Origin of the sequence: Proteus sp. ZN5 (assembly GCF_011046025.1) — a bacterium.
Taxonomy (GTDB): domain Bacteria; phylum Pseudomonadota; class Gammaproteobacteria; order Enterobacterales; family Enterobacteriaceae; genus Proteus.
In genome coordinates, this window is the sequence record NZ_CP047639.1 from 2,922,537 (window position 1) to 2,936,382 (window position 13,846).

A 13,846-nucleotide genomic window follows, 5' to 3' on the forward strand; every position below is an offset into this window, starting at 1 on the left:
TCACTTTCTAGTAAATAACTCGGATACCAGTATCATGCCATAAACAGAATAATAAATATGAGAGCTAAAGCGAGCTTATGAAATTTATAACAGAATGAAATCTGTTGATTTTTTTGGGAAAATACGGTTGGCAATCTTATTTTGTTGCCAATGTTATTATTTAAGCTTTCATATTTATATCCACACTTATTATGAGCCTTTATTATTCATCATAAATAGAATCACATCACAATTAAATATTGTCTAAATCTAAAAAAGAGTAAAAAAAGCGTGTTTTAATGGTTATTTGAATTATCTTATAAATCATATTCATTTTGCTTTAAACTCATTATGTTAGCGATTAACTAAGTAAGTTCTGATTGCGATTTTATTCCACTAAATCTATATTTACAGTTAATATAGATAGCGATGTATATATGTGGATTATCTATATTTAAATTTAGTAAAATTTATCACCAATTTATCGGGTTGTTTAAGGGTTACAAAACAGCCTTTATAACGTACATCGCCAGATGTACACAGAGGATGGACTAGAATTATGAAGAAATCGCTTGTCGCTGTTGGTGTTATCGTCGCACTAGGTGTTGTTTGGACTGGTGCCTCGTGGTACATGGGCAGCAAAATTGAAAGTCGCTTACAGGAAGAAACGAAACTAGCTAATGTCCAATTGGCGCAACTTGCTAAAAATGCACAGTTTGGTGCTGATGTTAAACTTGAAATTCGTGACTATAAGAAAGGGGTTTTCACCTCTAATGCAGACTTTGCTGTCGTGATTTCACAAGATGCTAGTGATGCAGACCAAGAGAAAAAAGTAGAAGAAGTTGTCTTCTCTACTGATATTGACCACGGTCCATTCCCTCTTTCTGATCTGGCTAAATTTAATTTGGCACCAAAATTAGCAGCAATGAATAATACGTTGGTTAATAACAACACAACAAAAGATTTATTTAAGCTAACTAAAGAAAAATCTATTTTTAACGTTCACACCTCTTTAGCTTTCGATGGCTCTGTATCTGGTGATGCAACATTAAATCCTATCGATTTTGCTGAAAATGGTGGCACAGTTAAAACAACACCATTAACTGTTGAGTTCTCATCAGATAAAAATGCAACAAACTTCTCAACCAAAATTAAAGGTGATCAAGTTGTTGTGACTAAAGATGGTGAAGAAAGCTTCACAATCAAAAATATTTCTGGTTCCGTTGTAGGTACAAAAGTTAATAACGATCAATACCTATTTAATGAACAGTTATTAAGTTTTGCTGAAATTGCGCATACCAGCAAAGACAAAGCATCAGATTTCTCACTGAAAGATTTTTCTCTTACAACAAAAAGTGATATCAAAGATAAGCTCTTTAATATCTCTCAAACTTATTACTTTAAGTCACTGAATGTTGGGGGTCTCGAATTTGGTGCAGGTAAATTCGGCTATTCGATTGATAAAGCTGATCCTGATGCAATGTTGTTATTAACCAAAGTTTATAACAACTCATTGTTACCATGGAATAAAAACCATTTTGATAATTCAGAAATGGTTGAACAAGCCGTTCGTGATGTTCTGGAGAAAGGCTTAGTTTTCCGTATCGATGAAGCTTCTTTAACCAATAAAAGCGGTGCAAGTAAGTTAGCCTTTAACTTAGATTTAAATGCTTTTAACGTTAAAGTTTTAGAAAACCAAGAGAAATCACCAGCAGAGTTATTTAACTATCTGTTTAAAAACATTGATTTCAATGTTGATTTATCTCTTCCAATGTTAGCTGAATTCCGTAATACCACTCAATATCTTGACGCGGCTCGTTACCAAGAAACCGCATTAACCGATGCAGAGAAAAAAGAGATCGAAGTAGCAACGGCTGCTGACGTTGAGCAGTTAAAAACTGAGTTACAACAAAATATCAATCAAATCTCTCAAGATGAGAAAGATGCATTACCACTGATGTTACTTGCACAAGACGGTAAAGCATTAAGCATGAAACTAAACTATGCTGCTGATAAATTTACCATGAATGGTAAAACCTATACTTTTGATGAGTTTATGGATGTCACTCAAGCTCCTCAAATGTTAGGTTTAGCGGCTATGTTATTCGGTATGGGTGCATCATCTTACGATTACGATGATTCTGATTATTCAGAAGAAGGTTATCAAGAAGAGATGACTGAAGATCCTGCTATCATCGAAGAACAAGAAATCTTAATTCCTGAGCAACAACCAGAATAAGCTCACAATTAAATTTCTATTAGAGCCGTAAATAGAACACCCCATTGTAAATAGCACTGGGGTGTTTTTTTATATTACCGTTTAATTAACAATCACAATCTTTAGCGGGAGTATGGTGATTTTTCCATTCATCTTTACAACATGAATCAATGGTTTTGTTAATTATTCCAGCAAGCGTATTTACTGTTGAAATAATCGAGGTTAATTGCTCACAGACATGGCTGCAATTGGTCTCTTTCTCATGGGGTTTAGGAATATTAGGCGGAGTTAAACTATCACAGAGGATCTCTTGCAATACTAACGAAAACTTAGCAATACCTGTTGTATAGATATAAGAACGCCCTCCTGTTTGCTTCGCTAAGCGTACATACTCTTTTGTAATATTGTCTCTATCAGCAACACTTGGGAAACGATCTAAATTAGTCATTCTATCGTCTGGCGTGCCTTGATAGGTATACACTTTTACTTTCTCGTGCTGAGCAACCACAATTGCTTCATTATTTTTTATCACCGCTGCATTGGTAAGAACACCACCGCCACCTTCCATACCTTCATCGCCTAATACAAAAATGGCACGACGTGCACCATCACGCCAATCGAAGTGCTTACTTAAATCAATCACAGCACGACATAAATCCTCTTTATTACCTGCATGGTCACGACCGTCAGCCTCTTTAAACGGCTTTCTTGCCTGTAAACGATTTTCAGGAACACCCAATGCTTTTAAATAATCACTCGCTGATTGATCAAATTTAGTGTCATCCCATGTGCCTTCTATACCTAAAAATGTTACCCGAAGTTTTGATGGACACTTTTCTGATGCCTCTTGTATTGCTGCATCAACTTCTTTGCTCAAATCCGAGGACTCATCAGACATTGAACCACTTGTATCAATAACAACAACCAAATCCAACGCAATCGCACCATCGCCAGTAACGACTTGAGAACCATAAGTAAGATTATTTTCTGAGGAAGGAGGAAGTAAGGTTGAAGCCAACAGATTTTTAATTTTATTATTTCTTTTTTCAATATTTAAATCAGAATTACCATTCATAATTATTAGCCTTAATTTTAAATAATAAATTAACATTAAAAAGTCATAATGAAATGACTCCATTTAATTAAATGTTTTCATTTAACGAGAAAGTATTATGGCTTTAATTCCCTTTCCTTTATCACTTATTTAATAACATGGGTATTTTATTATTTATTTTAATTTTATTTAATTAAAGCCAAATAAATTTAAATATAAATAAATTTTAATATCATGCTTTTATGAAAAACATCTAAAATATTTCAGCCAATAAAAAAGAAACATACAAAATGGGTAATTTATTGAATAACCAAGTGAAAAAATTAATATCTTAACTATTTTTTCTGTTCATTTATCCTTGGTCAATCTATCAAAACAATTGATAGAACACTTCAATTATAATGACACCCCTATTTTTAGATCAAAAATCAATGTATCAGTTAGTTTGATAATACACGTCAATTGCATTGAATATTGTAGTTAATAAATAGACAGTCCTATTTTTTATTTTTTACTTTTTAACTTAAAACTGAGAAAAATAGTCATTTTTAGCTTCAGAAATAACCAATTCCTGTTTATTTGTTAGTGAATAAAATAAAAATCAGTCATAATAATCCGCAACTATTTTATAACTTACCGATTATAAGAAAATCACTATAAACGATAGATTTTCATTATTTCTATTAAAAGGAAAATAACACGTGATTGACACACAGTTGCCTTTAACCGATTTACATCGCCATTTAGATGGTAATATCCGTCCTCAAACAATTTTAGAGTTAGCAAAACAGCATAATATCGCACTGCCGGCTTATGAATTAGAAGCATTGCGCCCTCATGTGCAAATCACAAAGAATGAGCCAAGTCTTGTTAGCTTTTTACAAAAACTGGATTGGGGGGTGGCGGTTTTAGCCGACTTAGATGCATGTCGTCGTGTTGCTTATGAAAATGTAGTGGATGTGGTTAATGCGGGTATTGATTACGCTGAACTGCGTTTTTCTCCTTACTATATGGCAATGAAACATCAACTCCCTGTCGAAGGTGTAGTGGAAGCTATTGTTGATGGCGTACAGAGTGCATTGCAATCTCACGATGTAGACATTCGTTTAATCGGTATTTTAAGCCGTACCTTTGGTGAAAATGCATGCCAACAAGAACTCAATGGCTTGCTAAAACATCAAGATAAAATTACTGCGCTTGATTTAGCGGGTGATGAATTAGGTTTCCCAGGTCATTTATTCCAACCTCATTTTAATCGTGCTCGTGACACTGGCTGGAATATTACTGTTCACGCAGGCGAAGCTGCTGGCGCAGAAAGCATTTGGCATGCGATTAAAGAATTAGGTGCGAGTCGTATTGGTCATGGTGTTAAAGCTATTGAAGATCCACGCTTGATGGACTACCTCGCAGAGCATCAAATTGGTATTGAGTCTTGCTTAACATCGAATATTCAAACCAGTACTATCAATTCGTTAGCAGAGCATCCTTTAAAAACATTTTTAGAGCATGGCATTCTTGCCTCTCTTAATACCGATGATCCTGCGGTTGAAGGTATTGAGCTGAAACACGAATATAATGTTGCAGCGCCGGCTGCGGGGTTAACCCCAGAACAAATTCGTCAGACTCAAATCAATGGTTTAAAAATGGCATTTATTAGCCAAACAGAACGTGACGCATTAATTAAGAAAGTCAGTTCACGTTAATATTTAATCATTTTCTAAAAAAACCATCTGCTTATCAGGTGGTTTTTTTATTTATTGAAAATAGATGGAATTATTAACAGCGCTTAGGCTAAACTTAATTTTCAAGATCTTAATTATCATTAAGGAAAAGCGATGTGGAACATTCACCCGACAAGGGGACAATATAAATTATTAGCGCAATATCTATCACCCATTGATGCTTCTATTGAAGTGGGTTTTCTTCAATCAGAAGGTATTGATGCCATTCTTTTAGATGAAAATATTGTTTGGAATAACCAAGTATATGCTCAAGCAACTGGAGGCGTAAAACTACTGGTTAACTATAAAGAATTTGAACAAGCGCAAACAATGCTTAATGAGCTTTACCAAGGCAAATATAATATTAATGATCAGCTAGAACCCAACGATTGTGAATTAAAGGTTGATGCGAAAAATAATAAATCTGACTATTTAAATATGGGTTTTGTTTTCTTAATTTATCTTGTATTCGGCTTACCACTTCCCTTTAAATCTCAACAATCTTCATTAGCCGATGAAAAAGAAAATAACGGCCATAACAAGAATGATGACCTTTATAACAAATAAAAAAGCACCGATAAAAAATTAAATCGATGCTTTTTCTCACTTATCTAATTATCAATATTTTATTAATATTATTAATTATCCACCAGCTTAAATACGTTATTTCTTTTCCGCTTGATTAGCATAGCGCTGTGCTAACACAGCACAAACCATTAATTGGATCTGATGGAATATCATTAATGGTAATAACATTACCCCAACAGTCGCCGCAGGAAATAGCACATTCGCCATAGGCACACCATTTGCTAAGCTCTTTTTAGAGCCACAAAAAACAATAGTGATTTCATCTTCTTTATTAAAACCAAGCAATCTTGCACTATACACGTTCACAAAAATGACAATCGCTAACAAAATACAACTCACTATGGCAATCGTTAATAGCGACCAACCGTCAATTTTATGCCAGATCCCTTCAACAACTGCCTCACTAAACGCGACATAAACCACCAGCAAAATAGAAGAACGATCCGTTCTATTCACTAATTTTTTATGTTTATCAACCCAACGTCCAATTAAAGGTCGTGATAAGTGGCCAATAATAAAAGGTACCATCAGTTGCAGTAAGATTGATTGAATAGCCCCTGCCGTGTCGAAATCATCCGCAGAGCCTTGTGTTTGCATTAAAAAACCGACTAATACTGGTGAAAGGAAAACACCAAGAATACTAGACGCAGATGCACTACAAATAGCAGCCGCTACATTTCCCCCAGCCACAGAAGTAAAGGCAATGGCAGATTGAACTGTTGCAGGTAACGCACAAAGGTATAAAAAACCCATATAGACAGTCGGTGACATCCATTCAGGCACAATAACTTGTAATCCTAGCCCCAAAATAGGGAAAAGAATAAAGGTACTCGCAAATACCGTAAGATGTAAACGCCAATGCCCAAGCCCTGCCAGTATCGCCTCTCTAGAAAGCTTGGCTCCATGCAAGAAGAACAGCAGAGCTATCGCACCGGTCGTAAGATATTGGAACAGGACTTTAATATCGCCTTGTGCGGGTAGTAGCGTTGCTAGCGTCACCACACAAATCATAATCATGAGAAAAGGATCAAGTTTTAGTTTTTGCCACCAAGACATTAGATTTAACGCTCCCTTTTGCTTATAGCGTAATAGTTTGTTTTAAACGATTAGAAATTTCGCCAGCTTCAATCAAACGCATAATGGCTGTTGCTTGTATTGGCGTAACAGGGTTTTCTTCACCCAATGTAATTGCACGATAAATTTGTTGATAGTAAGCGGGATAATCACCAGAAAGTGTAGTAAGTGTGGTTGTCTCTAACTCACCAGACTCTGATAGCGTTGTTAACTCACCATCTTGACTATCCATTCCCCAGTTATAAGTTTGATTAGGGAGATAACCTGCTTTTAAGGCGTCTTCTTGAGTATCTAGGCCATATTTAACATAACTGCCTTTTGTTCCATGAATAGCAAAAATAGGCGTTGGAGACGCAACTAGCATAGAGGCATGAAGAACGACTCTAAGATTGTCATATTCTAGTAATGCATGAAAATAATCGGCATTCTTTGCATTAGGACGTAATTGAGCAATATCCGCAGTAATTGCTTTAGGTTCACCAAATAGGCAAACCGCTTGATCAAGAACATGAGGTGCGAGATCGTACCAAAGCCCACCACCAATTCCTGCATCTTCTCGCCAACGTTGACGTACCGTTGGACGAAAACGATCAAAATGCGCTTCATATGCACTGATATCACCCAGAGTTTTATCAGCTAAAAGTTTTTTAACGGTTAAGAAACCGGAATCCCAACGACGATTATGAAAAACAGAAAGAAGTTTGCCGGCATCTGTTGCTTGCTGAGTTAATTTTTCAGCTTCTTCCAGTGTCAGTGTAAACGGTTTATCAACAATAACATGTTTACCTTTTTCTAAAGCCTGTGAAGCCAGTGAATAGTGAGTATTATTCGGTGTTGGAATAATGATTAGGTCTATTGAGGGATCATTAATAAGTGCTTGAGGGTCTGCATAAACCGTAATATGAGGAAAATCTTGTTTAACTTTATTTTCATCAGAGCTTGAGATTGCACTAAGATTTAAACCTTCGGTTGTTGTTATTAGCGGTGCATGAAAGGTTTTACTTGCATAACCATACCCGATAATTCCAACATTGAGTTTAATTGCCATAACCCTATCCTATTTTTATATACTTTTTTATTAACAAAAATCACTTTCACTTTTGTAGCTAAATAAATAATAACAAAGTTTGTGATAATATCCCGTTTAGTTCTATACATACGAGTAGGAATAATTAATTAATGAAATTTGATCTCAAAGCAAACACGCAGAATAACCTTTCAGGAAAAGCGCCTATTACAGGGTGGTTGCTTGCGCCATTGGCTTATATGATCTTGTCAGTTATTGGTTCTGGGTTGATGTCTGTTCTGTATGTTATTAAATATTTTTCAGACTTTTCAATCCTCCACCAGCTTCCTTTTCATTTGATCTCAAGTTGGTATCTCTCTGCGTTAACAACATGGGTGATGTTTAGTTTTACGCTTTATCTACTAAGGCAATTTTTTTATCGCGCTAAAAACTTTCCGCGTCTGTTTATTTTTTGGTTGCTTATCAACTTGCTATTAGCAATTAAGAGCTTTGGCTTTGCGCCTGTTGACGATCAAACAGCATTACAATCCCTTCTATGGTCTGTTTTCTCTACCGTCTGCTTTGTGCCTTATATCAAGTACTCTAAACGTGTTCGTGAAACTTTCACACAAGTTCGATAACTTCACACCTTTACCCTTGATATTATATACGCTTGTTTAGCCTCTTTATTTCAGGAGGCTTTTTGTTTCTCTGTTTAACAATTTTGGCATAACAATGACTGATTACTTGCTTCTATTCGTCGGCACCGTATTGGTGAATAACTTTGTACTCGTCAAATTCCTTGGTTTATGCCCATTTATGGGTGTATCAAAAAAATTAGAAACCGCGATTGGTATGGGATTTGCGACAACCTTTGTTATGACTCTCGCCTCGATTAGTTCTTGGCTGATGGATAATTTTATTTTAGTTCCTTTGGACTTACTTTATTTACGCACACTGAGCTTTATTTTAGTTATTGCAGTAGTTGTACAATTCACTGAAATGGTCGTAAGAAAAACAAGCCCGACACTCTATCGTTTATTAGGGATCTTCTTACCTTTAATTACCACAAACTGCGCTGTATTAGGTGTGGCATTATTAAATATCAATCAAGCCCACACATTTATGCAATCTGCCGTTTATGGTTTTGGTGCAGCCGTTGGTTTTTCTCTTGTAATGGTATTATTTGCTGCAATTAGAGAACGCTTAGCCGTTGCCAATGTACCTGCACCATTTAAAGGTGCTTCAATTGGTTTAATTACCGCAGGTTTAATGTCTCTCGCCTTTATGGGTTTTAGTGGTTTGGTGAAACTGTAATGAATTCTTTATGGATAGCAATTGGCGTACTTGGTGCGCTAGGTCTTATCTTTGGGCTAATTTTGGGATATTCCGCACGTCGTTTTAAAGTGGAAGAAGATCCTATTGTCGAAAGAATTGACGCAATATTACCGCAAAGCCAATGCGGACAATGTGGCCATCCTGGGTGTCGTCCTTATGCGGATGCGGTTGCAAACAATGGTGAGATGATTAATCGTTGTGCACCGGGTGGCGAACAGGTGATGTTAAAAATAGCTGAATTGATGGGGGTTGATCCTCAACCGCTTGATGGTGACGAAGAGGCATTAAATCCAATTAGAAAAGTCGCCTTAATTGATGAAGATAATTGCATAGGATGTACTAAGTGTATTCAAGCGTGCCCTGTTGATGCCATTGTAGGGGCCACACGTGCTATGCACACCGTTATTGAAGACTTATGTACTGGATGTGACTTATGTGTACCTCCTTGCCCTACTGATTGTATCACCTTGGTCCCTGTCAAAGTCACAACCTCAAACTGGAAATGGGATTTAAATACAATCCCTGTAAAAAACATTCCAGCAGAGCCAGAAGAAACACCTGAAGATGAACCGTCATTAAAGGCGGAGGATAACGCTCATGTTTAATCTCTTTTCGTTATTTAAAAAAGATAAAATCTGGGATTTTAAAGGCGGTATTCATCCCCCTGAAATGAAATTACAGTCAAGTCGTACACCAATGCGTATCGCGCAATTACCTGATGAAGTGATTATTCCTATACATCAGCACTTAGGTGTACCGGGGCAACTTTGTGTCAGCGTAGGTGAGCATGTTTTAAAAGGACAACCGTTAACAAAAGGAGTTGGCAGAACATTACCTGTTCATGCATCTATCTCTGGTACGGTTACTGCAATAGAACCTTTTCCAAGTGCTCACCCTTCTGGATTACCTGAAGTTGCGGTAAGAATTCAATCTGATGGTAAAGATGAATGGCGAGAGAAATCACCTATCATCGATTACCAATCAGAAAGTAGAGATACGTTACTTAACCGTATCCATGAAGCAGGTATTGCAGGATTAGGGGGCGCGGGATTCCCAACTGCATCAAAATTAAAAGGTGGTGGCGACCTCGTTAAGACGCTCATCATCAATGCAGCAGAGTGTGAGCCTTATATCACAGCAGACGATCGCTTAATGCAAGAACATGCTGATGAAGTGATTGCTGGATGTCAGGTCTTAATTCACCTACTCTCTCCAGATGAAGTGTTAATTGGTATTGAAGACAATAAGCCTGAAGCCATCGAGTCATTAAAAAATGCCTTAAGTGCTGTACCTGATGAGAAACGTATTTTCATTCGAGTCATCCCAACTAAATACCCATCAGGTGGTGCTAAACAACTAACCAAGATCTTAACCGGTAAAGAAGTTCCATCAGGAGGACGTTCATCTGATATTGGCGTTTTGATGCAAAACGTAGGTACGGTTGTTGCCATCAAACGTGCCATTATTGATGATGAGCCATTAATTGAACGTGTTGTCACAGTCACAGGTAATGGCGCTAAAACACCGGGTAACTTTTGGGCTCGTTTAGGTACGCCAATTTACTCATTACTAAAACAAGCGGGTTTTGTTGCAGGCTCTGAACAGATGGTGATTATGGGTGGGCCATTAATGGGCTTTACCTTACCAGACTTAAATGCCCCTGTTATTAAGATAACCAACTGCTTACTTATCCCTTCTGCCGAAGAAATGGATACAGATAACCTTGAAGAAGCCTGTATCCGTTGTGGTCATTGTGTTGATGCTTGCCCTAGTGGTTTATTACCTCAACAACTTTACTGGTTTAGTAAAGGTAAAGAGCATGAGAAAGCACAACAACATAATTTATTTGATTGTATTGAATGTGGTGCTTGTGCGTTTGTTTGCCCAAGTAATATTCCGCTAGTTCAATACTATCGCCAAGAAAAAGCAGAAATACGTGAAATTGATGCGGAAGCAAAACGCGCGGCTGAGGCTAAAGCACGTTTTGAAGCGAAAAAAATACGTATGGAACGCGAAAAACTGGAGCGTGAAGCTAGACATCAACGTGCTGCAGTTAAACTTGATGATGAAGATCACAGTGAAGTTCAATCTGCACTTTCTCGCGTAAAAGCCAAACAAAGTATTGGCAAAATTATTTCTGTTAAAGCGGGTGAAGAGCCAGATAATGCAGCCGCGATTGCTGCACGTAAAAAACGTAAAGAGGAAGTCAGAGCAAAACAAGCCGCTAAATTAGCACAGCAAAAAGCACTAGAAACCTCAAGTGAGAATATAACAAGTGAGAGTGAAGATGCTGATCCACGTAAAGCTGCTGTCGCTGCCGCATTAGCGCGTGTTAAAGCCAAAAAAGCACAGCAAGCTTCTGAAGCATCATCAACCACAGAAGCCCCTATTCAAAATGCTGAAGTGGAAGAAGTTGATCCGCGTAAAGCTGCTGTCGCTGCCGCTATTGCCAGAGTAAAAGCAAAAAAAGAAGCTCAACAAGCTCCAGTAGAAACAACAATTGATGAAGCCTCTGCTCAAAATGCTGAAACGGAAGAAGTTGATCCACGTAAAGCTGCTGTTGCTGCCGCTATTGCCAGAGTAAAAGCAAAAAAAGAAGCTCAACAAGCTCCAGTAGAAACAACAATTGATAATGCCTCTGCTCAAAATGCTGAAATGGAAGAAGTTGATCCACGCAAAGCTGCTGTTGCTGCTGCATTAGCGCGTGTTAAAGCTAAAAAAGCACAGCAAGCTTCTGAAGCATCATCAACCGCAGAAGCCCCAGTTCAAAATGCCGAAGTGGAAGAAGTCGATCCACGTAAAGCTGCTGTTGCTGCCGCTATTGCCAGAGTAAAAGCAAAAAAAGAAGCTCAACAAGCTCCAGTAGAAACAACAATTGATAATGCCTCTGCTCAAAATGCTGAAATGGAAGAAGTTGATCCACGCAAAGCTGCCGTTGCTGCCGCTATTGCCAGAGTAAAAGCAAAAAAAGAAGCTCAACAAGCTCAAGCAGAAATAACCATTGATAATGCCTCTGCTCAAAATGCTGAAACGGAAGAAGTTGATCCACGCAAAGCTGCCGTTGCTGCCGCCATTGCCAGAGTAAAAGCGAAAAAAGAAGCCGAAAAACGTCGAGCTAAAGAAGAAGTTACCTTGGATTAATCACAGATGAAATTCAGACCAATACAAAATAACAATAGTAAATTAAAAATTGCGAGTTCACCTTTTACGCATAATCAGCAGTCCACCAGCCAAGTTATGCTATGGGTAACATTAGCAGCACTGCCGGGGATCTTAAGCCAGATCTATTTTTTTGGCCTAGGAACCATTTACCAAATTGTGTTAGCGATTATCGTAGCGCTTGTCACTGAAACACTCTGCGTAAAGCTCAAAAAAGAAGATCCTTTACTGTATCTGAAAGACAATTCAGCGTTGCTAACTGGCGTATTACTCGCCATTAGTATTCCACCTTTAGCACCGTGGTGGATCATTGTGTTAGGTACTTTTGTTGCCATTGTTATCGCAAAACATATTTATGGTGGCTTAGGACAAAATCCATTTAATCCAGCAATGGTGGGTTATGTGGTTTTACTGATCTCATTCCCAGTACAAATGACATCATGGATGCCTCCGGTTGAATTACAAGCTGTCTCTTACAATGTAATGGATAGTTTAAGTATCTTCTTTACGGGACATACATCATCTGGTTTAACGCTTGAAGATTTAAGACGCTCTGTTGATGGCATTACACAAGCAACACCTCTTGATAGCTTTAAAACAGGCTTATTAACTCACTCTATTGATGAAGTGTTAGCGACACCTATTTTACAAGGTGAATTTGCGGGCATTGGCTGGCAATGGGTGAATGTAGCTTATTTAGTGGGTGGATTAATTCTGCTTTATAAACGCATTATTAGCTGGCATATCCCTGTTGCGATGATTTCTGTATTAGCACTATGCTCGGTTATTAGCTGGGGCATTGATCCTACACGTTACTCACAACCGCTATTACAAATTTTCTCTGGAGCAACCATGTTAGGGGCATTTTTTATTGCCACTGATCCAGTTAGCGCCTCTACAACGCCTAAAGGTCGTTTAATTTATGCAGGAATGATTGGTTTATTAGTTTGGGTTATCCGTGTTTATGGCGGATATCCAGATGCCGTTGCTTTCTCTGTATTACTTGCCAATATCGCTGTACCTCTTATTGATAGCTATACACGCCCTCGTGTTTACGGGCATTAATGCTAAGGAGAAAATGATGATCGAAATCTTAAAACGCCATGGACTCACATTAGCTATCTTTGCTGCTTGTACTACGGGCTTAACCGCCGTGGTCTATCACCTCACAGCAGATACCATTGCAGAGCAAGTTGCCTTAGAGAAACAAAAATTATTGGATCAAGTGATCCCCAAAGCGATATATAACAATTCGCTTTCTAAAGATTGCTATCTTCTTACCGCACCAGAGTTAGGTAATACCAAGCCCCATAAAGTTTATGTTGCCCGTTTAGACGGTAAACCTGTTGCTGCCGCATTAGAATCTACTGCACCCGATGGATATTCAGGTGCCATTGAGCTTCTTGTGGGTGCCGACTTTAAAGGAAATGTCCTTGGTGTGCGTGTTACTGCTCATAATGAAACTCCGGGGCTGGGTGATAAAATTGAAACACGTATTTCGGATTGGATCACGACACTGAGTAATAGATTCATTTCTAGTGAAAACGATCCGCACTGGGCAGTAAAAAAAGATGGCGGAGATTTTGATCAATTTACGGGTGCGACGATCACCCCTCGCGCTGTCGTCAACTCATCAAAGCGTACTGCGTGGTTAATACAATCTTTACCAGAGAAATTGGATACACTCTCTGTCTGTGAGGCAAATTAAT

Annotated in this window: 12 protein-coding genes; 9 read left to right on the top strand and 3 right to left on the bottom strand. The window is 38.0% G+C overall.

Annotated elements, in window-relative coordinates:
• The first annotated feature begins 538 nt into the window (after nucleotides 1-538).
• On the top strand, nucleotides 539-2,218 hold the full coding sequence (locus GTK47_RS13465) for a YdgA family protein (RefSeq protein ID WP_165123991.1): 1,680 nt from the start codon (nucleotides 539-541) through the stop codon (nucleotides 2,216-2,218).
• Between the two features lie 85 nt (nucleotides 2,219-2,303).
• On the opposite strand, the gene GTK47_RS13470 is transcribed toward GTK47_RS13465, so the two are convergent.
• On the bottom strand, nucleotides 2,304-3,272 hold the full coding sequence (locus GTK47_RS13470; RefSeq protein ID WP_165123994.1) for a VWA domain-containing protein: 969 nt from the start codon (nucleotides 3,270-3,272) through the stop codon (nucleotides 2,304-2,306).
• A 680-nt stretch (nucleotides 3,273-3,952) separates the two neighbouring features.
• Between GTK47_RS13470 and add the strand changes: the two genes are divergently transcribed.
• Together add and GTK47_RS13480 are read left to right on the top strand one after the other, a co-directional pair.
• Nucleotides 3,953-4,954, top strand: a complete 1,002-nt coding sequence (add, locus tag GTK47_RS13475) for an adenosine deaminase (protein WP_165123997.1) — start codon at nucleotides 3,953-3,955, stop codon at nucleotides 4,952-4,954.
• Between the two features lie 132 nt (nucleotides 4,955-5,086).
• Nucleotides 5,087-5,539 carry a hypothetical protein gene (locus tag GTK47_RS13480; protein ID WP_206535859.1) on the top strand — a complete coding sequence of 151 codons (453 nt, stop codon included), beginning with the start codon at nucleotides 5,087-5,089 and terminating at the stop codon, nucleotides 5,537-5,539.
• Between the two features lie 96 nt (nucleotides 5,540-5,635).
• On the opposite strand, the gene GTK47_RS13485 is transcribed toward GTK47_RS13480, so the two are convergent.
• Both GTK47_RS13485 and GTK47_RS13490 read right to left on the bottom strand, forming a co-directional pair.
• Complete coding sequence (locus tag GTK47_RS13485; RefSeq protein ID WP_165124000.1) at nucleotides 5,636-6,616, bottom strand: bile acid:sodium symporter family protein; 981 nt, start codon at nucleotides 6,614-6,616, stop codon at nucleotides 5,636-5,638.
• Between the two features lie 22 nt (nucleotides 6,617-6,638).
• Nucleotides 6,639-7,682 carry an oxidoreductase gene (locus GTK47_RS13490; RefSeq protein ID WP_088495673.1) on the bottom strand — a complete coding sequence of 348 codons (1,044 nt, stop codon included), beginning with the start codon at nucleotides 7,680-7,682 and terminating at the stop codon, nucleotides 6,639-6,641.
• Nucleotides 7,683-7,813: 131 nt separating this feature from the next.
• On the opposite strand from GTK47_RS13490, the gene GTK47_RS13495 reads away from it, so the two are divergent.
• The 6 genes from GTK47_RS13495 (at nucleotide 7,814) to rsxG (ending at nucleotide 13,845) form a co-directional block, all read left to right on the top strand.
• Entirely contained in the window at nucleotides 7,814-8,281 is a 468-nt protein-coding gene (locus tag GTK47_RS13495; RefSeq protein WP_099075330.1) for a DUF2569 domain-containing protein, read from the top strand.
• Between the two features lie 94 nt (nucleotides 8,282-8,375).
• Entirely contained in the window at nucleotides 8,376-8,957 is a 582-nt protein-coding gene (gene rsxA, locus GTK47_RS13500) for an electron transport complex subunit RsxA (protein WP_006536930.1), read from the top strand.
• Entirely contained in the window at nucleotides 8,957-9,583 is a 627-nt protein-coding gene (rsxB, locus tag GTK47_RS13505; RefSeq protein ID WP_165124003.1) for an electron transport complex subunit RsxB, read from the top strand. Before rsxA ends, rsxB begins: the two co-directional genes overlap by 1 nt.
• Nucleotides 9,576-12,119 carry an electron transport complex subunit RsxC gene (rsxC, locus tag GTK47_RS13510; RefSeq protein WP_165124006.1) on the top strand — a complete coding sequence of 848 codons (2,544 nt, stop codon included), beginning with the start codon at nucleotides 9,576-9,578 and terminating at the stop codon, nucleotides 12,117-12,119. Before rsxB ends, rsxC begins: the two co-directional genes overlap by 8 nt.
• 6 nt (nucleotides 12,120-12,125) lie before the next feature.
• Nucleotides 12,126-13,202 carry an electron transport complex subunit RsxD gene (gene rsxD, locus GTK47_RS13515; protein WP_165124009.1) on the top strand — a complete coding sequence of 359 codons (1,077 nt, stop codon included), beginning with the start codon at nucleotides 12,126-12,128 and terminating at the stop codon, nucleotides 13,200-13,202.
• A gap of 16 nt (nucleotides 13,203-13,218) precedes the next feature.
• Nucleotides 13,219-13,845 (top strand): electron transport complex subunit RsxG, encoded by a 627-nt coding sequence (gene rsxG, locus GTK47_RS13520; RefSeq protein WP_165126652.1) that lies wholly within the window; start codon nucleotides 13,219-13,221, stop codon nucleotides 13,843-13,845.
• Nucleotide 13,846: the final 1 nt, after the last annotated feature.

Bases quoted from the DNA above. Each gene is read 5' to 3' on its own strand.
- GTK47_RS13465 (WP_165123991.1), top strand. From the start codon at position 539: ATGAAGAAATCGCTTGTCGCTGTTGGTGTTATCGTCGCACTAGGTGTT.
- GTK47_RS13470 (WP_165123994.1), bottom strand. From the start codon at position 3,272: ATGAATGGTAATTCTGATTTAAATATTGAAAAAAGAAATAATAAAATT.
- GTK47_RS13480 (WP_206535859.1), top strand. From the start codon at position 5,087: ATGTGGAACATTCACCCGACAAGGGGACAATATAAATTATTAGCGCAA.
- GTK47_RS13485 (WP_165124000.1), bottom strand. From the start codon at position 6,616: ATGTCTTGGTGGCAAAAACTAAAACTTGATCCTTTTCTCATGATTATG.
- GTK47_RS13490 (WP_088495673.1), bottom strand. From the start codon at position 7,682: ATGGCAATTAAACTCAATGTTGGAATTATCGGGTATGGTTATGCAAGT.
- GTK47_RS13495 (WP_099075330.1), top strand. From the start codon at position 7,814: ATGAAATTTGATCTCAAAGCAAACACGCAGAATAACCTTTCAGGAAAA.
- rsxA (WP_006536930.1), top strand. From the start codon at position 8,376: ATGACTGATTACTTGCTTCTATTCGTCGGCACCGTATTGGTGAATAAC.
- rsxB (WP_165124003.1), top strand. From the start codon at position 8,957: ATGAATTCTTTATGGATAGCAATTGGCGTACTTGGTGCGCTAGGTCTT.
- rsxC (WP_165124006.1), top strand. From the start codon at position 9,576: ATGTTTAATCTCTTTTCGTTATTTAAAAAAGATAAAATCTGGGATTTT.
- rsxD (WP_165124009.1), top strand. From the start codon at position 12,126: ATGAAATTCAGACCAATACAAAATAACAATAGTAAATTAAAAATTGCG.
- rsxG (WP_165126652.1), top strand. From the start codon at position 13,219: ATGATCGAAATCTTAAAACGCCATGGACTCACATTAGCTATCTTTGCT.